The organism is Dysgonomonas sp. Marseille-P4361 (genome assembly GCF_900343125.1).
Lineage (GTDB): Bacteria > Bacteroidota > Bacteroidia > Bacteroidales > Dysgonomonadaceae > Dysgonomonas.
Window position 1 is genome coordinate 750,688 of sequence record NZ_OPYL01000001.1, and the last position, 23,212, is coordinate 773,899.

The following is a 23,212-nucleotide window of genomic DNA, read 5'->3' on the forward strand; positions in this document are numbered from 1 at the left end:
TCTGTTATTTTCCTATTAGTTTTCTATATTCTTCAGCAGAAAGTAGAGAGTCTAGTTCAGAAGCATCGCTTAATGCAACTTTGATAATCCATCCTTTTCCGTATGGGTCTTCGTTGATTAGCTCCGGTTTGTCTTCTAATTCAGCATTTACTTCTAATACTTCACCCGAAGCAGGCATCATTAGATCCGATACTGTTTTTACAGCTTCGATACTACCAAAAACTTCGTCTTGGTTGATCGTTTCGCCTTCTGTAGTTACATCTACATAAACGATCTCGCCCAACTCGCTTTGTGCAAACTCAGTAATACCAACAAGAGCAGTATCACCATCTACTTTGATCCATTCGTGATCTTTTGAATACTTTAGGTTTTCAGGAAAGTTCATAATCTTTAATTATAATTGGTTTTAGTTATAGGTTTCTCATGATTAAATATATCCCCCAGTAAGTTCCACCCCAAACGCATATGTATGAGACTATTGCTCCTACTAGGAATCCTATATATACCTGAGCCGGAGTGTTTCGCTTAAGTATCAAGCGGGCTACTCCTAAACACCCTGCTAAGATAAACAAAATGATGAACAAAACATATGGGTTAGCCCCTTTAATATTGTAGCAAACTGATAAAGTGGCACCAATTAGCCCGCCAATTCCCATCATATGAGCGCTAATCTTCCAGAAAGAGTTGATAATTCCGCCAATAGCGATCAATAAAACAGGGGCAACTAATATGGCAAGAAACCAAATAAACAGCTTTGCTGTATAGAAATAGTATATAAGCAAACAGTAGGAAAAGAATGCGACCAGATAGGGCGTGAAGCGATCTTGCCTCTCTGATAGACTAAAATCTTTTATCAATCCGGCTCGCTTTAGCAGGTATATACTACTCATCGGGATAAAGCAGGTAAGGAAGAAAACCGGCGATAGGAAGCGAAAGAATTGTCCGGCAAACAAGATGTTGAAATCTGTATAAATGAACAGGAGTGAGACTCCATATACGCCCATAAGAAAAGGGTGAAGTAGGACTGAAATTATTTTAGCCAGAATAGGCTCTTCTGTTACAGCCGGATTTCCTTCTTGTTGAGCAGAGATTTCGACTTCTTTATAGGGGTTTATATCTTGTAATTCTTCCATTATATTTCTTTTCTTAGACGGGCAACGGGGATATTCAGTTGTTCTCTGTATTTGGCTACCGTCCTGCGAGCAATAATATATCCTTTTTCCTTTAGTATATCGGAAAGCTTGTCATCAGTCAAAGGTTTTCTTTTGTCCTCGTTGTCGATACATTCTTTGAGAATGGCTTTTACCTCTCGGGATGAGATTTCTTCACCACTATCTGTTTGCATCGATTCTGAGAAGAAATATTTTAATGGATATATGCCAAAATTGGTTTGTACGTATTTACTGTTGCTAACTCTCGATATTGTGGAAATATCATATCCGGTACGTTCGGCAACATCTTTCAATATCATGGGGCGCAATTGTGCTTCATCTCCGGTAAGGAAAAAGTCATATTGCATATCCAATATTGCCTGCATTGTTCGCTGAAGGGTGTCTTGACGTTGCTTGATTGCATCAATGAACCAGCGTGCAGAATCTAGTTTCTGTTTGACGAATATTGCCGCATTCTTACTGTCCGAAGACATACTGCTCTTATTTCCGGCATATCCTTTCAGTAGATCTGCGTATTCGCGACTAACTCTAAGGTCAGGAACATTTCTATTGTTGAGGCTTAAAAATAATTCTCCATTATATGATTCTACAATGAAGTCGGGAATAATCGTATTGAGGGTGGTTGACAGCGAGTCGCCCCAGCTGTTTCCCGGTTTTGGATTCAGTGTCGTAATTTCCTGTATTACGTCTTTGAGCTGAGCTTCGTCTAAACCCACTTGCTTCATTATTTTGTCGTAATGTCTTTTGGAAAATTCGTCAAAATAATTTGAAATAATCTCTATTGCATTACTTACAGTAGTCGAAATATTTTTTCTCTTAAGTTGAAGCAGCAGGCATTCTTGCAGATTACGAGCGCCTATTCCGGCTGGTTCGAAATCTTGGATAACAAGGAGTACCTCTTCCAGTTTGGGAACAGATACGTCTATATTTTGTTGGAAAATAAGATCGTCCGATATTGCAGGCAGAGATCGGTCTAGGTAGCCACTCTCATCAATATTCCCGATGATATATTCTCCTATTTTTTTGTCTTTTTCGTTCAAAGAACAAACACCGAGTTGCTCTAGTAAAAATTCGTGTAAAGAAGATGCTACAGAAAAAGGTATTTCTTCTTGTACTCCGGATGCTTGTTTATTTCCGCTGCGAATCTGATAATCGGGTATATCTTCATCATTCATGTAATCGCCCAGAGCAATATCTTCCTGACTTATATTAGTATCCTCTTCGGGAGAAAAGTCGTCATCGTATTCAGAAGAGCCCTCTAGGGGTTCTAAACCTTCTTCTAAAGCGGGATTATCTTCCAGTTCTTGTTTTATACGTTCTTCTAATTCAATGACAGGCAACTCGGTTAGTTTTATAACCTGCATTTGCAACGGTGATAATTTCTGTTGCTGTTTGAGTTGTAACTGTTGTTTTAGAGCCATATAGTGTATCGATATTTTCGGTTAAGACAAAGATAATAATACTTTTCAAGATCAAATTAAGTAAAACTATATTTAAAAGGCAAGGGGACTCATTGTTGATTTTTAACTGCTTGTAAAATAACTTTCCATTCTTCCGTTTTCTTCTCTAAAGTCATTCTGGCATTTGCCGGGCTTGGCGAAGGTAATGTTGTATATGTCTTATCGCTATTGAACCCAATATGTTTTTTGTATAACTGTGCTGCCTTTTGACCAGTAAAGAATATATGTTTTATCCGAGGATATTCTTTGAAGAATGTTTCAAAGTCGTTCGGTTTCTCGTTTCTTATGTTAGAGTCTAAACTCCCTTCTCCTTCACAGGAGTCAAGAACATCCCATATGGCAATATTGTTCTCGATTAAAAGAGCGTTCTTTTCACTGTAATTGTCAGGGAGTGGCTTGCCAAATAATGTGAAAAGAATCTTCCAAAACTGGTTATATTTATGTCCGTATCGTTCCTGCTTGCGTAGTGATTCAAGACTAGGGATAGTGCCAAGTATAAGAACTGTTGAATTCTCGTTTACGATAGGAGCAAAACCTTGTTTTTTCATCCTCTGTATTTTTTATTTTACCTTACACCGTGCATCATTTTTAGCAATCTCTTAGAAAGGAAGAATAAAATGATAGAAGCAATTCCTGCCATGAAGACGAATAGCATGAAGAAATCGTAGAGCGACGAGATAGTGTATCCCATAAACGATTTCGGGTTTTCGAGCTGCTGTTTTTCCAGACTGTTTTGAAGCTGAGTCTTTACCGATTTGTCTTCTATTTTAGAAAATATGATTCTATCGAAAGGAATTACTTTTGTCCCTTCTTTTTCGGTTACCGATTCGTTAAAATCTTCAGGAAGTAGGGTTAGTGAGTATTCTTTCTCGGCTGATAGTACAGAAGCCAGTTCTACTATTGGCTGTGGATAATAACTGCTCAATGTTCCTGCAAAAATATTGGCAGCGGCGGTACTCAGATACCAGATAGCCATAAGAAGGGAGGCAAAACGTACCGGAGCTAGTTTGTTTACCATCGATAAACCTATGGGTGATAGACATAATTCTCCGAAAGTATGTATCATGTATAAGCTTAGTAGCCATAGCATACTCACTTTTACCCCCGGCTCTAAACCTTTAACTCCGAAAGCGATAACTAGATAGCCCATTGCCAGTAAAAATAAACCTATCGATTGTTTGTATGGTGAAGCAGGTTCTTTCCCTTTCTTGCTTAGTCTTGTCCACATAGCTACAAATAGAGGAGCAAAAAGGATAATGAACACGGCATTTACCGATTGGAAATAAGAAGTAGGGATTGTCCAATGGAAGAAATTGAAAAAGTTAATATCTCTATTGGTCTGTTCTTCGGCAAAGTATGTCAAAGATGCTCCTGCTTGTTCGAAGGCTGACCAGAAGAAAATAACAAAAAATGCAATAATATATATTACCCAGATGCGTGACCGTTCAATCTTGGTCAAAGATGGGTCGGAAATAACATAACCCGGAGCTGCAACAGCTAACGAGAAAACAATAGAACTGATAATGTCCATATCAGCTACAAAATGTAGTAGCGCAAACAATGATGCAAGAACTACTCCCCAAATGAAGCCAATTTTTGTTTTCGATTGCGTTTGTTGTTCATTGTTGCTATCGTCTAATTGTTCTGCTTCTACCCGATTGCGTTTTTCGTCTTTACTGCTAGGGATAACACCGATAGCCTCTCCGCTAGGAGTTTGCAAATATTTGTCTTTAAATACTGAGAATACGATCAGACCGAGTATCATTCCGATGCAAGCAGCTAGGAAACCCCATCTGAAATCGGCAGGATGTCCCGTATCGCCAACAAAACCACAGATCAAAGGAGCAATGAAGGAACCTGTGTTTACGCCCATATAGAAGATGGTATAAGCCGAATCTTTTCGTTTATCGTCTGGCAAGTACAATTGACCTACCATGGTAGAAATGTTAGGTTTGAAGAAACCGTTCCCGAATATTAAAAAGCCTAGACCCGTAAACATGAGGGTTGTTGCCAGTTGTACATCCTCGAAGAATGTTCCCGAAAGGAACATGAAAAATTGACCTATAGCCATCAGTAGAGCGCCCGCCATGATGGAGCGGCGGTTTCCCCAATAGCGATCGGCAACATATCCTCCGATAAGTGGAGTAAGGTAAACCAGCCCGGTGTAGCTACCATATATCTGCGAACTGTATGCTTTGTCGAAAAACAGTGCTTTTGTCATATAAAGCACGAATAGTGCCCTCATGCCATAGTAACTGAATCGCTCCCACATTTCGGTGACGAAAAGTAGATATATTCCTTTTGGATGTCCTTTTTTTACTGTGTCAACTCCTTCTGTCATTATCTGTCTTATTGTCTAAGTATTTTATTAAAAAAGTCCGGACTCTTACTAGCAGAAATCCGGACTTTGTATTTAATCTGTTATTTTTTTAAGTTCGGCTGCTCTATACCGTATCCTTTTATTTTATCTTCTCGTTTCAGTAGAAAGGCCGTAAGTACAGCTAATACACCAAAACAGGCAAAAATCAGCATCGGGATGGTATAATCGTAAAGCGTTGTGACCTTACCGCCGTCGCCTATTACTTCTCCCACTATACAGTATTTATCCAATATCCAACCGATAAGGAATGGAACGCCACTAAGCCCAATGTTTTGTACCCAGAAGATCATACCGTAAGCTGTTCCTAACTGGTTTTGAGGAATGATTTTTGGAACAGTTGGCCACATTGCAGAAGGCACAAGTGAAAAGGCAATTCCTAGCAATACCATCAATATGGCTGCCATCCACCAAACATTTATAGCTTGGATGGAGAATAATAAGTGTACTATTGTAAGCAATGCTGCACCAATAAGCATGATGGTAGCTCCTTTTCCTTTCTTATCGTAAATACCTCCGAAAATTGGAGTTAATAATACTGTTCCGAATGGAAGCATTGCCGGAATTGTTCCTGCCCAATCTTCAGCCATGCCAAACTTATTGATCATAAGCGATGTACCGAATTTTAAGAAAGGGAATACTGCCGAATAGAAAAGTACACACAGGATAGCAATTAGCCAGAAGCCTTTGTTTTTCGCAATGGATAAGATATCCGATACTTTGAACGAATCTTCACTACTTGCTGCTTCTATTCCAATAGACGCGTCAAGTTTTTTATCCATTGTACAGAAGAAGATGAAAGCGATTAAGCCTATACAGATGGCCATTAGTCCAATCAGTATTGGAGCAGAAAGGCTACCCAATGATTTTGCTAAAGGTAGCGTTGTTCCAATAGCAAGTGCGGAGCCTAAACGTGCAATAGCAACTTGAAGTCCCATTGCCAATGCTGTTTCGTAACCGTTAAACCAACGTGCAATAATTTTCGTAACTGTGATACCAATAGTTTCGAGTCCTAAAGCAAAAATAGCGAAACCCACACAAGCGATAAAAACCTGCATCTTGATGCCGAAAACCTCTCCTTCGAAAGTGTCGGTAGATACGGCATAGTATTTTATTAAACACCCGATAACCATAAGTATACATGCTCCGATTCCGGTAAGGCGAGGTCCAATTTTATCCAGAATGATACCGCTGAAAATGAGCATGAATAGGAATACATTGAGCCAGCCGTATGAGAAATTGAATATTCCAAAATCTTGGGAAGTCCATCCGAATTCAGAGCCAAGCTCTCCCATTAGAGGTGCCATCACATCATTGATATAATAGGCACAGAACATGGTGAATGCAACTATCACCAATACTGTCCATCTGGCAGCTGGCGAGTCGTTTAATTTTTGTCTTATAATCTCAGTCATAAATCGTTTATAGTATATTAAAAAATGTTTGTTTTATTTTTTTGCTAGGCAAAAGTAGGGAAAAGAATTAAGAATGTCTTATTTAAAACCTTAAAAGGTAGATATATGATATGAAAAATAACAGATTTCAATCTTTATCTATAAATAGATGAGTATAGCACTATTTAAAATGTAACTTTGAATAAATACAACAGAATCTGTTACTTCTGTTACTTTTTAGTTAAAATGAAAGAAAGAAGATTTTGAGGATTTTTCTTCGGCTGTATGCTGTTTAGCTGTATATTTGTTCAAAATATTAAAGTATGACACTGCAAGGGAAACATATAGTATTAGGAATTTCAGGGAGTATAGCGGCATATAAAGCAGCTTCATTAGCCCGTTTGTTGATAAAGTCAGGAGCAGAGGTGCAGATTGTGATGACACCCTCAGGTAAAGAATTTATAACTCCTGTAACACTTTCGGCATTGACAGGTAAGCCTGTTGTAAGTGAGTTTTTTACAGCAAATGATGGCACATGGCATAGTCATGTTGATTTAGGGCAATGGGCGGATCTGATGTTGATTGCTCCTGCAACAGCCTCTTCGTTGGGTAAAATGGCAAATGGAGTGGCAGACAATATGTTAATAACGACTTATATGTCGATGAAAGCTCCCGTGATGATTGCTCCGGCAATGGACTTAGATATGTTTGCTCATCCGTCTACTCATCGAAATTTAGATTTGCTTCGCTCTTATGGTAATATAATTATAGAACCGGCAGCAGGAGAATTGGCTAGTCATTTGATAGGAAAAGGAAGAATGGAGGAGCCTGAAAACATATTGAAAGTAGTCAAAGAGTTCTTTGCAGAGAAACAGACTTTGGCAGGGAAGAAGATTCTAATCACTGCGGGCCCTACTCACGAAAAAATAGACCCTGTTCGCTTTATAGGTAATTATTCTTCCGGCAAAATGGGTTTTGCTCTTGCCGAAGAGTGTGCAAGCAGAGGGGCTGAGGTTATATTGGTAGTAGGTCCGGTTTCGTTAAAAACAGCACATCCGAACATAAAGAGAATAGATGTAGAATCGGCTGAAGAAATGTATCAAGCTTCGGTAGAGGAATTCCCAACTACAGATGCTGCGATCCTTTGTGCAGCAGTAGCAGATTATCGTCCTGCAGAGCAATATAATGAAAAGGTAAAAAGAGAAAAAGGAGATTTAAGCTTAACTCTTGTGCCAAACAAAGATATTGCAGCTTCTTTGGGCAAAATGAAAAAAGAAGGACAATTGCTTGTCGGTTTTGCATTAGAGACAAATAATGAAGAAGCAAATGCAATAAAGAAGATAGAAAAGAAAAATTTAGACTATATTGTACTCAATTCGTTGAACGACTCAGGTGCAGGATTTCAATATGACACAAATAAGGTGTCGATAATAAATAAAAATGGTGTTCGAAAAGATTTTGAATTGAAATCGAAGAAAGATGTCGCCTCCGATATTATTAATGAAACTTTAATAAAGTAGTGTTAAGTAGAATACTAACTTTAAAAATTACACATATGAAAACAATTTTAAAAATTAGCTTTTTAGCAGTTGCTTTGCTGATAGGTGTAGTCGCAAATGCTCAAGAAAAACCATTGACATTTGGCGTGAAAGCAGGTGTGAATTTATCTAACTATAGCGGGAAAGGTATAGAGGGATCTGATGCTAAAATCGGATTTAATGTAGGAGTAACTGTCGATTATGCTCTTAATCAGGATGTATTTTTACTGTCTGGGCTGGAATTTACAACTAAAGGAGCAAAACTTAGATTTGTAGAAGCTTATGGAAGTGTAGCTGTTGACGCAACATTAACAATGAATCCGAAGTATCTTCAGTTACCTTTGCATATAGGATATAAGTTGTATGTATCGGAAGGTATGAAATTGAATCTTCATTTAGGACCATATATTGCATATGATATAGGAGGAAAAGGGAAAGCTAAAATAGAAGAAATATCTTCCTGTTTCGATTCTGATGCAACTGGTATTGAAGAAGGCTATCTTTCTTTTAGTGAAAAGAGAATGAAAAAATTCGATTTTGGCTTAGGCTTAGGTGTTGGTGCTGAATTTGGAAAAATCGGAGTAGGATTAGGGTATGATCTGGGACTTATAAATATCTCTAAGGATAACAATGCGAAAATACGCAATATGAACGCATATCTTACAGTGGGATATAAGTTCTGATAGCATAAATAAGATATAAGAAAAGCTTGACTATTCAGGCTTTTCTTATTTTTATGATTGACTATTTAAGTGAAAATAAGCCAATAATGCTAAAAATGAATAAATTTATATATCTTTGCTTTAAGTTTTTGTAACACAAATAAGTATTTCTATACTTAAACTTTAACAAAAACGAATATGAAAAATGTAATCAGAGTCAGCTTATTATTGCTATCTCTTTCTTTTGGACTCTTAGCTAATGCACAATTAAATTACTATGACAATAACTACTACTATGGGAACTCTAGATCAAGAGTAATAGTGGGGGTGAAAGCTGGATTAAACTTATCCGATTTAAAAAATTACACATATGAAAACAATTTTAAAAATTAGCTTTTTAGCTGTTGCTTTGCTAATAGGAGTAGGTGTTAACGCTCAGGAAACATCTCCAACTTTTGGAGTAAAAGCAGGTGTGAATCTTTCTAACTTTAGTGGAAGCGGAGCAGAGGATACTGATGCTAAAGTAGGTTTTAATGTGGGTGTAACTGTTGAATATACTCTTGCTCCAGATGTGTTCTTATTGTCTGGGCTAGAGTTTACAACTAAAGGAGCAAAACTTAGTTATCTGGAAGATGTTGTAAGTGCAGAGGTTGGTATGAGATTAACAATGAATGCGATGTATCTTCAACTTCCAGTGCATGTAGGTTATAAATTTGATATATCGGAAAATGTAAAACTGAATATGCATGCAGGTCCATATATTGCTTACGGTATAGGAGGAAAAGGAAAAACAAAAATAGAAGACAATCCTACAGGAATAGTGTTGATAGATATAGATCCAGCTAAAAGTGAATATGATTTCTTTGGGAAGCATGGTGCAGGCAGATTCGATTTTGGCTTAGGCTTAGGTGTTGGTGCTGAATTTGGGAAAATCGGAGTAGGATTAGGATATGACCTGGGGCTTATAAATATCTCTAAGGATAACAATGCGAAAATACGCAATATGAACGCATACCTTACAGTGGGATATAAGTTCTGATAGCATAAAATAAGATATAAGAAAAGCTTGACTATTCAGGCTTTTCTTTTTTTATGATTGACTATTTGAGTAAAAATAAGCCAATAATGCTAAAAATGAATAAATTTATATATCTTTGCATCAAGTTTTTATAACACAAATAAGTATTTCTACACTTAAACTTTAACAAAAACGAATATGAAAAGTATAATCAGAGTCAGCTTATTATTGCTATCTCTTTCTTTTGGACTCTTAGCTAATGCACAATTAAATTACTATGACAATAACTACTACTATGGTAACTCTAGACCAAAAGTAACAGTAGGGGTGAAAGCAGGCTTAAACTTATCCGATTTTACCGATTATGTAGAATATAATGGGAATCAGGTTGGATTTAATGCAGGTATTGTTATCGATTATGCAATAAACAAAAATGTTTATTTGTCTTCAGGAGTAGAATTTTATAATAAGAAAATGAAGTTCGAATATGAAGATAACAACGAAACAACAGGAATGTTATTTACTGTTCCTGATGCAGTAGCTAAAGCTATGTATATACAGATTCCTTTGCATGTAGGCTATAAGTTTGAAGTGTCCAGAGATGTGAATATTGCTATTCATGGAGGACCTTATGCTGCCTATGGAGTAGGAGGTAGAATGGAAATGGGAGATTGGGTTCATATAGAGGGAGTGCAAAATCCTGTACACTTGAATGACTTTGTGAAAAATGTTCCCGGATTTAAGAGAGTCCTATATACATTCGAAAATGATATCAAAGGGCGCCACGAAAAAGGATTTCATCGATTTGACTGGGGACTTGGATTAGGTCTTCTTGTGGAATATCAACGAGTGAGCCTTGGATTTAACTATGATTTTGGATTGCAAGATATCTCAAGATATGAAAATGTTAAGGTGAGAACAGCTTCTCTTTCTCTAGGTTATAAATTTTGATAACGACGATAAAATAATAAAGAAAGCCCGAATAGTTCGGGCTTTCTTTATTTAGCTTAATAAGAAATTCTTAAAATCATCAAACTCCTTACTTAGTTCTATACTCAATTTTTCCCCTTTCATAAAGGCTTGTAACCTCTCTGGGATTGATACAGGTTCTTTTATTATGTCTTCTACCGTTTCGGTAAACTTGGCAGGATGTGCAGTCTCCAGAAAAATACCAATTTCATCCTTTTTCAAATCTTCTACTAAAGCTTGATACCCACATGCCCCATGTGGATCTAGAAGGTAATTAGTCTTGTTATATGTATCCTTAACTACTTCTTTGATTGCTTCGTCAGTATACCATTTGCTTGAAATATCCTTTTTGATTTCATCTAGAGAGTTTTTGTAAAGGTCCATAACTCTTGCAAAATTACTAGGGTCACCAACATCCATTGCGTTTGCAATAGTTTGTATGGATGGACGAGGATTATATTCATTCGTTTGAAGGAACTCGAAAAATATATTGTTGCTATTATTTGCAGCAATAAATCGTTTGATAGGTAGCCCCATTTTCTTCGCGATAAGCCCGGCTGTGATATTGCCAAAGTTTCCGCTAGGTACAGAGAATACTACATTCTTCGCTTTCCCTAGTTTGGCTAATTGAGCGTAAGCATAGAAGTAATAAAGCGATTGCGGTAAGAAGCGAGCTACATTAATTGAGTTTGCCGAAGTTAGGTTTAGTTTAGAGGTCAATTTCTGATCAAGAAAAGCTTTCTTTACTAATGCCTGACAGTCGTCGAAAGTACCATCTACTTCCAGTGCTGTAATGTTTTGCCCTAAAGTTGTAAACTGGCTTTCTTGTATATGGCTGACTTTCCCTTTTGGGTACAGTACATATACATGTATGCCGTCTACACCAAGGAAGCCATTTGCAACAGCACTCCCCGTATCACCCGATGTTGCGACAAGAACTTTTACATCTTTTTGTCCTTGCTTTTTAATGAAATAGCTCAAAAGGCGAGCCATGAATCTACCACCTACATCTTTGAAAGCTAGAGTAGGACCATGAAATAGTTCGAGGCTATATATATTGTCTGCAACATGCACAACCGGTGTGTCAAAGTTTAGGGTGTCGTATACGATCTCTTTTAAGGTGTTGTTCTCTATGTCATCACCAAAGAAAGCTTTAGCAACGGTGTATGCAATTTTCTGAAAAGACATATCCGCAATACTGTCAAAGAATGATTGAGGCAATTCTTTTATCTCTTCCGGCATATAGAGCCCTTTGTCGGGAGCTAATCCTTTCACGACAGCCTCCTGCAAATTTGCCAGAGGAGCTTGCTTGTTTGTACTGTAATATTTCATAGTTAATTACTCGTTAAATAGCAAAAATACAAAAATGGAGGTAATATGCGATAAAATAACAGGAAAGATTCAGGGATAGGAGTCTTATTGATCGGAATAGGTGTGTGATTTAAGAAAAATAAAAGCCGAATTTTACTTCGGCTCTTTTTCTAGTTTTATTTTTTTTACTCGTTTGTCTTCTTTCTCGTATGCTTCTACGATACTTTGTACAAGCTTGTGTCGGACAATGTCAGCCTTGTCAAATTCTACATGCGATATTCCTTTTACTCCTTTCAAGACGCGTAAGGCATGTTTTAGTCCCGACTCTTGCGAAGGGGGGAGGTCTATCTGTGTAATATCACCCGTAATGATCATTTTAGCATTCATTCCGAGCCTTGTAAGGAACATCTTGATTTGATGTACAGTCGTATTCTGAGCTTCGTCAAGAATGATGACTGCGTCACTCAATGTTCGTCCCCGCATAAAGGCAAGTGGAGCTATCTGAATAACTTTGTTTTCGATATAGTCTTTCAATCTTGCAGGAGCAATCATGTCTTCCAAGGCATCATACAGGGGTTGAAGATAAGGATCTATTTTGTCTTTCATGTCTCCCGGAAGGAATCCGAGTTTTTCTCCGGCTTCTACAGCAGGGCGACTGAGTATAATCTTCTTTACCTGTTTGCTTTTTAGAGCCTTTACGGCCAATGCTATAGCTGTGTATGTTTTTCCCGATCCGGCAGGACCAATCCCAAAAACCATATCATTTTTGTTGAAATCATCTACTAACTTTTGTTGGTTAGGAGTACGGGCAAAGATTGATTTGCCATTGACTCCGTATATGATAAGATTTTCTTGTTTTACAACATTTGGCGATTTCCCTTTTACTATATCTATAATATCCTCTTCTGTAAGTTTGTTTCGCTCGGTTGAAAACTTTTCAAGCTCTCCTATTTTTTCTTCAAATAATGGGACATCTTCTGCGTTCCCGGTCACCTTTATTGCGTTTCCTCGTGCTACGATACGAAGTTTAGGGAAAAGAGTCTTTAGTAATTGAATATTAGAATTGTTTACGCCGAAAAAAACGACTGGATCTATATGCTCTAATATTATTATTTGTTCTATCATTCAATGATTTATAAACTGCGTTCTTAATTAATTTTTACTTGTCTGATGGTAAATATGTAATGGTTTTATGGTTTACAAATATAGCCATTAAAGCATATAAATATGTATTCGATTAAAATAATTCTTAAATTAGCAACCATTGTATGCTAAATCAATATCAATGCCTTATATATTATTACACTATAACCTTAAATGATGAAAAGAATAATTATTGTATCCTTCTTTACTTTTTGCTATCTATTAGTCTTCTCTCAGTTTTCGATTAAAAATAATCGTCCTGAATTTTCTATAGACAATCAGTTAATTATCAGTGCGTCCGAAGAAGGTCTTTGGTCTATCGCTTCGGGATGGGAAAACGACTGGATGACCAATTGGTCTCATGCCAACCCTACAGAGCAAATTCAGTCTGGTGAATGGACTGTCCTAAAAGGGAAAATCTCTTTTCCCGAAGGAGATATGCTACTCCGAGATTCATATAGAGAAACGGAAAATGGACTTATACAATGTATTCGTCGTTTCGAATGGTTAGGAAAAGATACTTTACGACACGCTACCTTATCTGTTCGTTTTAAGATGAAAGGAAGTGAGTTAAAACCTCTGATTCCGGGAGTATTATATTATGGAAACTCGATGGGAGCAAAGGTTAACCCGAACATTATACCGGTGTATACGGGGCAAGAGGGAGAGTTTGCCATATTTGAAGACCATCGTTACCCAATGCCTTTTGTAATGCTTGAAAATGCTACTGATAAACTTGCTGCTGCGGTGCATACAACTCCTAGCCCTGTGCGTGGTGCAGTGTTGAGTGATCAATGGTGGTCGATGGGAGTTGAAGCTAAGGATGGGCACACCGAGTTTGTTTTATATTCAGGTCCTATAGGCTATAATAATCAGCATAGTGTTGCAAAAGCACTTCAGAAGACGCCTATGCGCTACACAGATACTTACCTTAATATTGAGCCGGGAAGAATAATAGAAAAAGAATTTTTTATCGAATTGTATCCTATCGAGAGAGAAGGAAGCGGTTTTCAGCAACCTCTTTATACGAGCCTTGATCTATATAAACCTTATGATGCCAATAGATTTACTGATTTTCAAGATATAATCGAAAGTAAATATAAGTTTGCCAAGAGTCGTTGGATTGAAGATGATGGGGCCGTAGGCTTTGGTATGTATGACTTAAGTCGCCTGAAAGATATTGTAATGGGATGGTGCGGTCAGGCTGATTCTCCGGGTTTTGCTCTGCAGGTATTGGAAGATAAATTAGAGGATAGTGCTATTCAGCAGCGAGTTCAAGCTTCTTTAGATTACTTGACTACTTATCCTATAAATGAGGATGGGACTTTCCCCGTTGGTTTTAATGTAAAAGAAAAGAAGTATCATGGAGGAGATCATGTTTCGTGCGGACAGGCAATGTATAATTTTGCTAAAGCAATAGAAACTGCCCATAAAAATGGGAAGTATAATACAAAGAAATGGGAAGAATTTCTTCAAGTAATTTGTGACAAGCAGAGTGAAAGAATTTTAAATCCGGACTGGAATCCTTATTCTACAGCCGAAGGTTTTTATATAGCGCCATTGGCTATAGCCTCAAAGTTATTTAATAATGAGACATATCAAAAAGCAGCAATAAAAGCAGGAGAAGAATTTGCTGAGAGACACCTGACTATGAGTGGTTGTTATTGGGGGGGGACTCTTGATGCAACCTGTGAAGACAAAGAAGGTTCGTGGGCTGCTTTTCAAGGCTTTTTGGAATTGTACGAACGTTTTGGCGATAAGAAATATTTAGATTGGGCAAAACATGCAATGGATGTATGCCTGAGTTATTTGGTAATATGGGATATCCCGCTACCGGCAGGTCGTATGGCTGATTATAATTTTAAAACGACGGGGTGGACTGTTGTTTCGCCGCAAAATCAACATATAGATGTATATGGAGTCTTGTTTGCACCCGAAGTGTATAAAATGGGAATGCATCTAAAGGATGAACGATTAAAGCAAGTTGCATCTGTTATGTATCGTAGCTGTTTTCAGTTAACAGATCCTTTTGGAAGTCAAGGGGAACAGTTACAACAAACAAATTTTGCCCAACATGGAGATATGTCGAATGTGCATAAACTTCGTGGAGGTTATTCGGAGAGTTGGACGGTATTTTGGATTACAGCTCACTTTCTGAATGCAGCAGCCCGATTTGTTGAGATAGGCGTTACTCCGTAAGGTAGAGGTTTAGAGTTTAGAAAAGAACGATTCGATGGAAACTGCAAAGTTATTCCATGACAGTCGTTCTTTTTCTTTTTTTAAGTTAGTCTTGTATAATGCAAGGTTGTTTGACTCGAAGAAGTCTTTGATTCCATCAGCAATACCCTTGGGTGAGATGTTCGAAACGACAAGGCCTGTCTCTGATGATTTGATTGTACTGCCTAAAGCACCAACGTTGGTAGAAACCATTGGCAGTTCCAGCTGATAGGCTAATGCTACTACTCCACTCTGCGTTGCTGATCGGTATGGGAGGACTAGTAGGTCTGCTGCCGAAAAGAGTGTTGTTACCATCTCGTCTGGAATATATTGTTCAAAGACTACAATATTATCTTTTAGAGGAGATCTGTTTATCAATTCGGTGTATTTGTCGAAGCTGCCATAGCTCTCGCCCGAAATAATTAGCTGATAGCTGTCGTCTAGTTCAGACATTGCTTCAATGAGGATGTCTAGTCCTTTGTAATCGCGAATCAGTCCAAAGAATAGCAAATTCTTCTTATCTGTTTTAACTCCTAATTTACTACAAGCCGATTGTTTGTCTGTACGTTCGGCGTAATGGTCATATATAGGATGCGGTTGAAGAACTACATTTGCACCTTTTTTCAAAGTGAGTAGATCTTGTTTTACAGGTTCACTCATCACAATAAAAGCATCGCATCTGTTGAAAAAGAATTTAGCTAAAGGCTTTTCCAGTAGCGTACGCTCATGCGATATGGCATTATGAACAAGCGATACTATTTTTATTTTCTTGTTCAGAAATAAACAAACCGAACCAAACGCAGGAGAGAGGAAAGACATCCAATAGGGAATAATCAGAATATCAGGAGCGTATTTGTTGATTTTTCTCGCTGTACTTATGTACGAAAAAGGGTTTACACTATTAAGTACGCGATCGCTATCGATAACTGTAGCTGAATCGCCTTCCGAAACATACTGAGTTTTTCCCGGAAATAAGAAGTTCGGATAAAGAGTTGTAAATGTAAAAGCCTTCACCTCGTTACGCTTCGACAGTTCGGTGTATAGGCGAGCATTGAGTTGAGCAAGCCCCCCCCTGTATGGGTAAAAAGGTGAAAGTATGGCTATTTTCATTAATTCTTTTTGTCTAAGACATTGTTTATTCTTTGTATGATTGAATCGGGAGTTATTCTTTCTAAACATGCATAATCTCCTCTTTGGCAAGGGAGCTCACCAAAAACGGCACAAGGGCGACATTCCAAATCTATTTGAACTGCATTTTTCATGTCCTGTCTGAACCCAAAGAACCCTAGGTTAGGATGTGTTGCTCCCCAAATAGATACAACAGGTACTTGGACTAAAGATGCTAAGTGCATATTGGCCGAATCCATAGATAGAACAACGTCCATGTACGAAATAAGTAGTAGCTCTTTTTCTAGGTTAAGTTTTCCTGTAGGATTGATGATATTCGGGTATTTCTCTGCCCATGCAGATAATATTCTTTGTTCTTCTTTACCCGAACCCAAAAGTATTATTGTCGTATCTTGCTCTTTGCTAAGGCTGGCTACGACTTGTTCCATTTTATCCATAGGATATATTTTCCCCTTATGCTTGGAAAAAGGAGCTATACCGATCCATCTCCCTCTTTTTTCTGTAACAATAGATCTTAAGCTAGAGAAGTCTCTGGGGATAAAATCGAAATAATTATTAAAGACCATTTCAGCAGGGAAGCCTAATTTATCAAAAACTTCCTGATAACGTTGGACTGTACTTTTTAGTGGCACTGCTAAATTTTTTGTTGCAATAATATTCTCTTTTTCTTTCCTTCCTTTATCAATATAAGCAACTTTTCGTCCGCTCATTTTCATAAAGTATCTGATCCCTTTAGAGCGTAAAACATTGTGTTCATCAGCTACATGAGAAAAGCCCATAGTAGAGATTCGTCTTATAACTTTAAAGAAGCCTCGTATTCCCTTGTGTTTTTTCTTGACATCAAGAGGAATGACATTAACATTAAAACCTAGGTTTTCGAAGAGAGGCGCAAACGCTTTGCGAGTCATTACCGAAAACCGGTCTTGCGGGTATTTAGCCGCAACCGAGAAAATTACTGGTACAAGCATGGCAACATCTCCGAAAGAGGAGAGGCGTATTACTAGAACCTTTGACATAGTTAAGTGTAGTGTGTTTAGTTTGAAGACTTTCCATATAGAACAGGGTTCAAATTAGGGTCGTTGTACATTTTCATTTGTTTATAAACTTTCATGTATTTTCTACCGCTTTCTATATCCTGTAATAATTCTTCTATAGCTGTAGATAAGTCTTCGCGTTGTGTTAATAATACTTTTAATTTTTTAGCGGACTGTTCTTGGTGTTCTTTAGAAGTGTTTGTCCTCTCTGCTTCTTGTCGCATGTGATAAATCTTAAGAGCCAAGATGGAGAGGCGATCGATAGCCCATGCCGGACTCTCTGTGTTTATCTTAGCCAAAGGCTGTACCTCCACGTCTTTGTATTTATCGAGGAAATAACTGTCTATAAGTTCTACCAAGTCAGTTCTATCTTGATTTGATTTGTCTATTCTTCTTTTCAATGTCAAGGCATCGACAGGGTCAATTTCCGGATCGCGGATGATGTCCTCGAAATGCCACTGTACTGTGTCGATCCAATTTTTTAGATATAGATAATACTCAATAGTTTTTTCTGGATAAGGGTTGTTGATAGGTGTGTCAACGTTATCCGATATGTGGTAATCCGCTATTGTTTTGTCGAATATGCTGTTGCTTAACTCAGTAAAAGTCATGGTGTATGCTATTTTTATTAATATTCTAATGATTAGTCCAGGTTTCCCTATCCAAATTTCGATAATTTATTGCTTCTGCCAAATGTTTTGGCATTAATTTTTCAGAATTGTCTAAATCAGCTATTGTTCTCGCTACTTTCAATATGCGATCATATGCTCTTGCCGAGAGGTTGAATCTGTCCATTGCTGTCTTTAACAAGCTAAGACCTGCATCATCCGGTGTTGCATATTTAGCTAATAATTTCGGAGTCATCTGAGCATTACAATATATACCTTCTTCATTTTCGAAGCGTTTCTCTTGAATCTCTCTAGCCTTAATCACTCTCTCTCGGATAGCAAGGCTTGATTCTGCAGGTTGTTTATCTGAAATCTTTTCGAAAGGCACCGGAACAATTTCGATGTGTATATCTATACGATCGAGCAGAGGGCCTGATATTTTGTTCAGGTATCGTTGTACTGCTCCATGAGGACAAACGCACTCCTTGGTAGGATGATTGTAGTATCCGCAAGGGCATGGGTTCATCGATGAAACGAGCATAAAACTTGCTGGATATTCGACAGAGAACTTCGAGCGGGAAATTGTTATTCGTCGGTCTTCCAAAGGTTGCCTCATTACTTCCAAAACACTTCGGCTAAATTCAGGAAGTTCGTCCAGGAAAAGAACTCCATTGTGGGATAGACTTATTTCTCCGGGTTGAGGAAATGCCCCTCCTCCAACCAATGCAACATCTGAAATAGTATGGTGAGGGTTGCGGAACGGACGCTGAGTCATCAGAGATGTTTCAGAACCTATCTTTCCAGCAACGCTGTGTATCTTAGTCGTTTCCAGAGCTTCGTGAAGCGTAAAAGGTGGCAGTATAGAAGGAATTCGTTTGGCCATCATCGATTTCCCAGCTCCGGGAGGGCCTATCATAATGAGATTATGCCCCCCTGCGGCTGCTACTTCAAGAGCCCGTTTTACATTTTCTTGTCCTTTAACATCCGAAAAGTCAAATTCGAAAGAGTTCTGAGCTTTGCTGAATTCTTCTCTTGTATTTACAATAGTGGGAGTTAGTTCTGCCTTTGAATTGAAGAAATCTATAACTTCGCTTATGTTTTCAACTCCATATACATCGAGGTTGTTGACAACTGCTGCTTCTTTTGCATTCTTGCTTGGAAGAATAATGCCTTTAAAGCCGAGCTCCCGTGCTTTTATTGCTATGGGGAGTACACCTTTGATGGGCAGAATACTTCCGTCTAAAGAAAGTTCTCCCATAATCATATAGTCAGATAGTTTGTCGGGAGTAATACTTTCGGATGCAGCCAGAATGCCTATAGCTAGCGGAAGATCGTAGGCTGTTCCTTCTTTACGTATGTCTGCCGGGGACATGTTTATAACAACTTGCTGGCGAGGGAATTTATAGCCGTTCTCCTGTAGAGCAGATATTATTCTTTCGTGACTTTCTTTTACAGAAGCGTCAGGAAGCCCGACAAGCATAAATTTTATGCCTTTGGAACAATTGACTTCTATTGTTATTTGTGTCGCAGTTATTCCTTGTACAGCAGCTCCAAAAACTTTTACTAGCATTCTGTATGTGTAAATCTGTATTGGGTAGAGATTAGCTTAAGTTTTGCTTTTCTCTACTATATATTAGTTTGTATTTTATTTTGAAAGTTCCTCCATTTTCTTTGGTAATGCCAATATGTGAATATCTCTTTCCAAAATTTGATTTGAAGGTGATATTAAAATGTTGTATGGCATTTCGTTGATATTGTATTCTACAAAAGGTTTAGCAGCCCATCCGCCTTCGACCGGCAGAAGATCCCATTTTACAGAATCCGTAATTGCTTTAGATAAAGGTTCCTGTTCTATATCTTTTACTATTGTGATGAATTCTATATTTCGTTTTTCTTTTTTTAGTTGCTCATATACGCTTACTGCGTCTTTCTTTTCATCTATGCAGACGCTGCACGTCGTAGAAGCAAATGTCAGTAGAACATACTTTCCTCTAAAGGTCGAGATATTAACTGTTTCTCCTTTGTTGTTTTTTAAAGAAAAGAGAGGAGCTGTCGCTCCTGCAGAGGAACTTTTTATTTTTTTGACGTATTCATTTAATTCATGCGTAATAGAAAAGTCTGCAGCCTTTCCCCGTAATAGAGCCAAATTCTCTTCCAAGCGAGGAATGGATGTTTCATCCTTGAAGAAGATATTCAATAGCATTGCACTGGCTATTTGGTCAGGATGACTTTGGATATACGCCTCAGCTACATTCGATAATTCAAAATTGATGTTTTTTAAATCAGCGACATAATCTTTTGGGATTATACTATCGTTGTCGTTAATCCTTTTCTCGGTGGCGTTTAAGATCTTTGCGCGGGAACTTAATAGCTCTTTATTCTTGTTCTTAAACTCTGTAATGTTATCATTCACGTCTCCTCCTTTTATTTCAAGTAAATCTGAAAAGAGTAGGTCGCCTTTTATTTTAACATTCCAACCTTTGTCGGCTAAAACGAATGTGTTTCTGGTGTTGTCGTTGAAATATAAAGATAAGACAGTAAGATGGTCTATTTCTTTTTTGTAAGAAAACTCTCCTTTTTGGTCTATAGCCACTGTGTCTAAAAACACAGAATCTCCTTTTTCGTAAGATATAAAGAAGTAGTTTCCTATCACATTCTCTAGTTTTCCTGAAATTTGAAACGAATCAGAAGTCCTATTGCATGAAGCAAATAAGATTATAGAGAGGAAAAATAGTGTCAAAACTGAAATTAAAGGATGTTTTGTCATCGTTGTATCCGTTATTTTAAGATAAAAACTATCACAGTTATATTATATAACGTGCAAATATACGTTTTATTTTTAAACGTTTAAAAAAATGAAATTGTTTTAAAAAAAATTAATTTATGTATTTCCTGTCTTTATCTGTTGTTGCAAAATAAATTGCAAATTACTAATTAATCAATATTTAGTAAAACTACCCGACCTAAAATCGTTATCTTTGTGCGCTAAAATAAATTATCTATCAAAAATGAGATTTATATATTCTATTCTTATCGTATTCAGTGCTTTGATGCCAATGAAAACATTTAGTCAAGATATTTCTTTAACCCTCGAAGATTTAATTCCAGGAGGTAAAACATTCAGCAAGTATCGTGCCGAGATGCCACGACAGTTAGCGTGGTATGGTGACAAACTTACCTTTGTCAAAGGAGACTGTATAATGACAGTTCCTATCTCAGAGAAACAGAAATCAGAAGTGTTTTTGAGGCTGGTTGAAATAAATGCTAATCTGGGATTGTCTGAAGATCAAGGTTTGAAAAGTATGACAAAGGTATATCCTGTGTCAGCAGAATCTAGCGAATTACTGATTTACGGGAATAAAAACATATACCTGTACGATTTTAAAGCAAAGAATAAAACAGCAGAATTTAATATTCTGCCAAAAATGGATAACTTGGATTTTGCCGCCGAAAATAAAGTTGTAGCATATACAAAAGATAATAATCTGTATATCCAAACAGCCAAAGGTGAGGAGTTTGCTGTATCCGAGGATGAAAATAAAGAAATTGTTTATGGACAGTCGGTTCACCGAAACGAATTTGGTATAAAGAAAGGAACATTTTGGTCTCCGTCAGGGCAAAGTCTTGCCTTCTACCGAATGGACGAAAGTATGGTGACAGATTATCCACTGGTTGATGTGTCTGCCAGAGTTGCAAAACTGAAAAACCAGAAATACCCTATGGCGGGTATGAAAAGCCATCATGTGACAGTGGGAGTATATAATGTTTCGACAAAGAAAACTGTATATCTGAAAACCGGAACTCCTAAAGAAAAATTTCTTACAAATATAGCTTGGAGCCCGGATGAGAAGAGTGTTTATATTGCAGAACTGAATAGAGGGCAAGATACTTGTGTCGTGAATCGTTATAATGTAGAAACGGGTAAATTGGAGAAGACTCTATTTACCGAAACACATCCGAAATACGTTGAACCCGAAAATCCGGTTTTCTTCTTGAAAAACGATAAAAATAAATTTCTTTGGCTGAGCGAAAGAGATGGGTTTAACCATCTATACCTATATGATACGGATGGGAATTTACTGAAACAAGTAACTTCGGGGCAATGGGATGTAACATCAATTATAGGGTTTGATGAAAAGGGAGAGAATTTGTTCTATTTGTCAACAGAAGTAAGCCCGGTAGAGAAGCAAATCTATAAACTTAATCTGAAAAGCGGAAAAAGAGAGCAGCTATCGAAAGAAGAAGGAGTGCATTATGCAGCATTGAGTGCAAGTGGTAAATACATATCGGATATGTATACATCTCAGCATAATCCGGGTAAAGTTGCTGTGACAGAGACTAAATCGAATAAAACTTATGTGTCGCATACAGCAAAGAATCCTTATGGCAATGTTGTTCTTCCCGAAATTACACTTGGTTCGGTGAAAGCAAATGATGGAGAAACTGATCTTTATTATCGTATGGTGAAGCCTACAAAATTTGATCCGAACGAAAAATATCCGGTGATTGTTTATGTTTATGGAGGTCCTCATTCTCAGATGGTGGATAACTCATGGATGGCACAAGCGCGAGGCTGGGATATCTTCATGGCTCAAAAAGGTTATATAGTATTCACTCTTGATAACAGAGGTACTTTGTACAGAGGTCTTGAATTTGAGAATATTACACACCGTCAATTGGGAGTAGTAGAAACACAAGATCAGATGTCGGGTGTAGAATACCTGAAAACCTTGCCATTTGTAGATACAGAAAGGATTGGTGTTCATGGATGGAGTTATGGTGGTTTTATGACGCTGAATCTGATGCTTCGTCATCCGGAGACATTCAAAGTGGGAGTTGCCGGAGGTCCGGTTACGGACTGGAAATACTATGAGATAATGTATGGTGAGCGTTATATGGATTCACCTCAGGAGAATCCAGAAGGGTATAAAGAAACAAGTATGGTGGACAGAGCGGGTGATCTGAAAGGCAGACTTTTGCTGATTCATGGAGATGAAGATCCGGTAGTAGTTATGCAGCACAACTTGAGCTTTATAGCTTCGGCAATAAAAAAAGGAACTCACCCCGACTTATTTATTTATCCAGGGCAAGAACATAACATGATAGGAAGAGACAGAATTCATCTTCACGAGCATATCACCAGATATTTTGATGACTTTTTGAAGTAATGGCAACCAACAA

19 protein-coding genes are annotated in these 23,212 nt (G+C 37.7%); 6 read left to right on the forward strand and 13 right to left on the reverse strand.

The genetic code is table 11. The features are described 5' to 3' along the window. Positions 1 to 4: 4 nt before the first annotated feature. The 6 genes from gcvH to DHU68_RS03125 form a co-directional block, all read right to left on the reverse strand. Positions 5 to 385 (reverse strand): glycine cleavage system protein GcvH, encoded by a 381-nt coding sequence (gcvH, locus tag DHU68_RS03100; RefSeq protein WP_108821480.1) that lies wholly within the window; start codon positions 383 to 385, stop codon positions 5 to 7. Between the two features lie 25 nt (positions 386 to 410). Beyond that, a complete protein-coding gene (locus DHU68_RS03105) occupies positions 411 to 1,133 on the reverse strand; it encodes a hypothetical protein (protein WP_108821481.1) in 723 nt (240 codons plus the stop codon). Next, on the reverse strand, positions 1,133 to 2,593 hold the full coding sequence (gene rpoN, locus DHU68_RS03110) for an RNA polymerase factor sigma-54 (RefSeq protein WP_108821482.1): 1,461 nt from the start codon (positions 2,591 to 2,593) through the stop codon (positions 1,133 to 1,135). Before rpoN ends, DHU68_RS03105 begins: the two co-directional genes overlap by 1 nt. An 89-nt stretch (positions 2,594 to 2,682) precedes the next feature. After that, entirely contained in the window at positions 2,683 to 3,180 is a 498-nt protein-coding gene (locus tag DHU68_RS03115) for a DNA-deoxyinosine glycosylase (RefSeq protein WP_108821483.1), read from the reverse strand. A gap of 17 nt (positions 3,181 to 3,197) precedes the next feature. Further along, a complete protein-coding gene (locus tag DHU68_RS03120; protein ID WP_108821484.1) occupies positions 3,198 to 4,973 on the reverse strand; it encodes a peptide MFS transporter in 1,776 nt (591 codons plus the stop codon). 80 nt (positions 4,974 to 5,053) lie between these two features. Continuing rightward, positions 5,054 to 6,424: an MFS transporter gene (locus DHU68_RS03125; RefSeq protein ID WP_108821485.1), complete on the reverse strand. Its 1,371-nt coding sequence runs from the start codon at positions 6,422 to 6,424 to the stop codon at positions 5,054 to 5,056. A gap of 302 nt (positions 6,425 to 6,726) precedes the next feature. Between DHU68_RS03125 and coaBC the strand changes: the two genes are divergently transcribed. The 4 genes from coaBC (at position 6,727) to DHU68_RS03150 (ending at position 10,572) form a co-directional block, all read left to right on the forward strand. Then, positions 6,727 to 7,923, forward strand: a complete 1,197-nt coding sequence (gene coaBC, locus DHU68_RS03130; protein ID WP_108821486.1) for a bifunctional phosphopantothenoylcysteine decarboxylase/phosphopantothenate--cysteine ligase CoaBC — start codon at positions 6,727 to 6,729, stop codon at positions 7,921 to 7,923. 35 nt (positions 7,924 to 7,958) lie between these two features. After that, positions 7,959 to 8,624 carry a porin family protein gene (locus DHU68_RS03135; protein ID WP_108821487.1) on the forward strand — a complete coding sequence of 222 codons (666 nt, stop codon included), beginning with the start codon at positions 7,959 to 7,961 and terminating at the stop codon, positions 8,622 to 8,624. Positions 8,625 to 8,973: 349 nt separating this feature from the next. Then, complete coding sequence (locus DHU68_RS03145) at positions 8,974 to 9,642, forward strand: porin family protein (RefSeq protein ID WP_108821489.1); 669 nt, start codon at positions 8,974 to 8,976, stop codon at positions 9,640 to 9,642. A 177-nt stretch (positions 9,643 to 9,819) separates the two neighbouring features. Continuing rightward, complete coding sequence (locus tag DHU68_RS03150; protein WP_108821490.1) at positions 9,820 to 10,572, forward strand: porin family protein; 753 nt, start codon at positions 9,820 to 9,822, stop codon at positions 10,570 to 10,572. A 51-nt stretch (positions 10,573 to 10,623) separates the two neighbouring features. Here DHU68_RS03150 and thrC read toward each other — a convergent pair whose 3' ends face one another. Next, entirely contained in the window at positions 10,624 to 11,922 is a 1,299-nt protein-coding gene (gene thrC, locus DHU68_RS03155) for a threonine synthase (RefSeq protein ID WP_108821491.1), read from the reverse strand. Positions 11,923 to 12,054: 132 nt separating this feature from the next. After that, entirely contained in the window at positions 12,055 to 13,026 is a 972-nt protein-coding gene (locus tag DHU68_RS03160) for a PhoH family protein (RefSeq protein ID WP_108821492.1), read from the reverse strand. A 195-nt stretch (positions 13,027 to 13,221) separates the two neighbouring features. Between DHU68_RS03160 and DHU68_RS03165 the strand changes: the two genes are divergently transcribed. Then, positions 13,222 to 15,243, forward strand: coding sequence for a hypothetical protein (locus tag DHU68_RS03165; protein ID WP_160111065.1), 2,022 nt, complete (start codon positions 13,222 to 13,224; stop codon positions 15,241 to 15,243). A gap of 9 nt (positions 15,244 to 15,252) precedes the next feature. Here DHU68_RS03165 and DHU68_RS03170 read toward each other — a convergent pair whose 3' ends face one another. The 5 genes from DHU68_RS03170 to DHU68_RS03190 form a co-directional block, all read right to left on the reverse strand. After that, positions 15,253 to 16,371 carry a glycosyltransferase gene (locus DHU68_RS03170; RefSeq protein ID WP_108821494.1) on the reverse strand — a complete coding sequence of 373 codons (1,119 nt, stop codon included), beginning with the start codon at positions 16,369 to 16,371 and terminating at the stop codon, positions 15,253 to 15,255. Then, positions 16,371 to 17,405, reverse strand: coding sequence for a glycosyltransferase family 9 protein (locus DHU68_RS03175; protein WP_108821495.1), 1,035 nt, complete (start codon positions 17,403 to 17,405; stop codon positions 16,371 to 16,373). Before DHU68_RS03175 ends, DHU68_RS03170 begins: the two co-directional genes overlap by 1 nt. Positions 17,406 to 17,422: 17 nt before the next feature. Continuing rightward, entirely contained in the window at positions 17,423 to 18,034 is a 612-nt protein-coding gene (locus tag DHU68_RS03180) for a DUF4254 domain-containing protein (protein ID WP_108821496.1), read from the reverse strand. A gap of 25 nt (positions 18,035 to 18,059) precedes the next feature. Beyond that, positions 18,060 to 19,601 carry a YifB family Mg chelatase-like AAA ATPase gene (locus tag DHU68_RS03185; protein WP_108821497.1) on the reverse strand — a complete coding sequence of 514 codons (1,542 nt, stop codon included), beginning with the start codon at positions 19,599 to 19,601 and terminating at the stop codon, positions 18,060 to 18,062. Positions 19,602 to 19,676: 75 nt separating this feature from the next. Continuing rightward, complete coding sequence (locus tag DHU68_RS03190) at positions 19,677 to 20,798, reverse strand: DUF4369 domain-containing protein (RefSeq protein WP_108821498.1); 1,122 nt, start codon at positions 20,796 to 20,798, stop codon at positions 19,677 to 19,679. Positions 20,799 to 21,039: 241 nt separating this feature from the next. Here DHU68_RS03190 and DHU68_RS03195 point away from each other — a divergent pair, with 241 nt between their 5' ends. Further along, on the forward strand, positions 21,040 to 23,199 hold the full coding sequence (locus DHU68_RS03195; RefSeq protein ID WP_108821499.1) for a S9 family peptidase: 2,160 nt from the start codon (positions 21,040 to 21,042) through the stop codon (positions 23,197 to 23,199). Positions 23,200 to 23,212 lie beyond the last annotated feature (13 nt).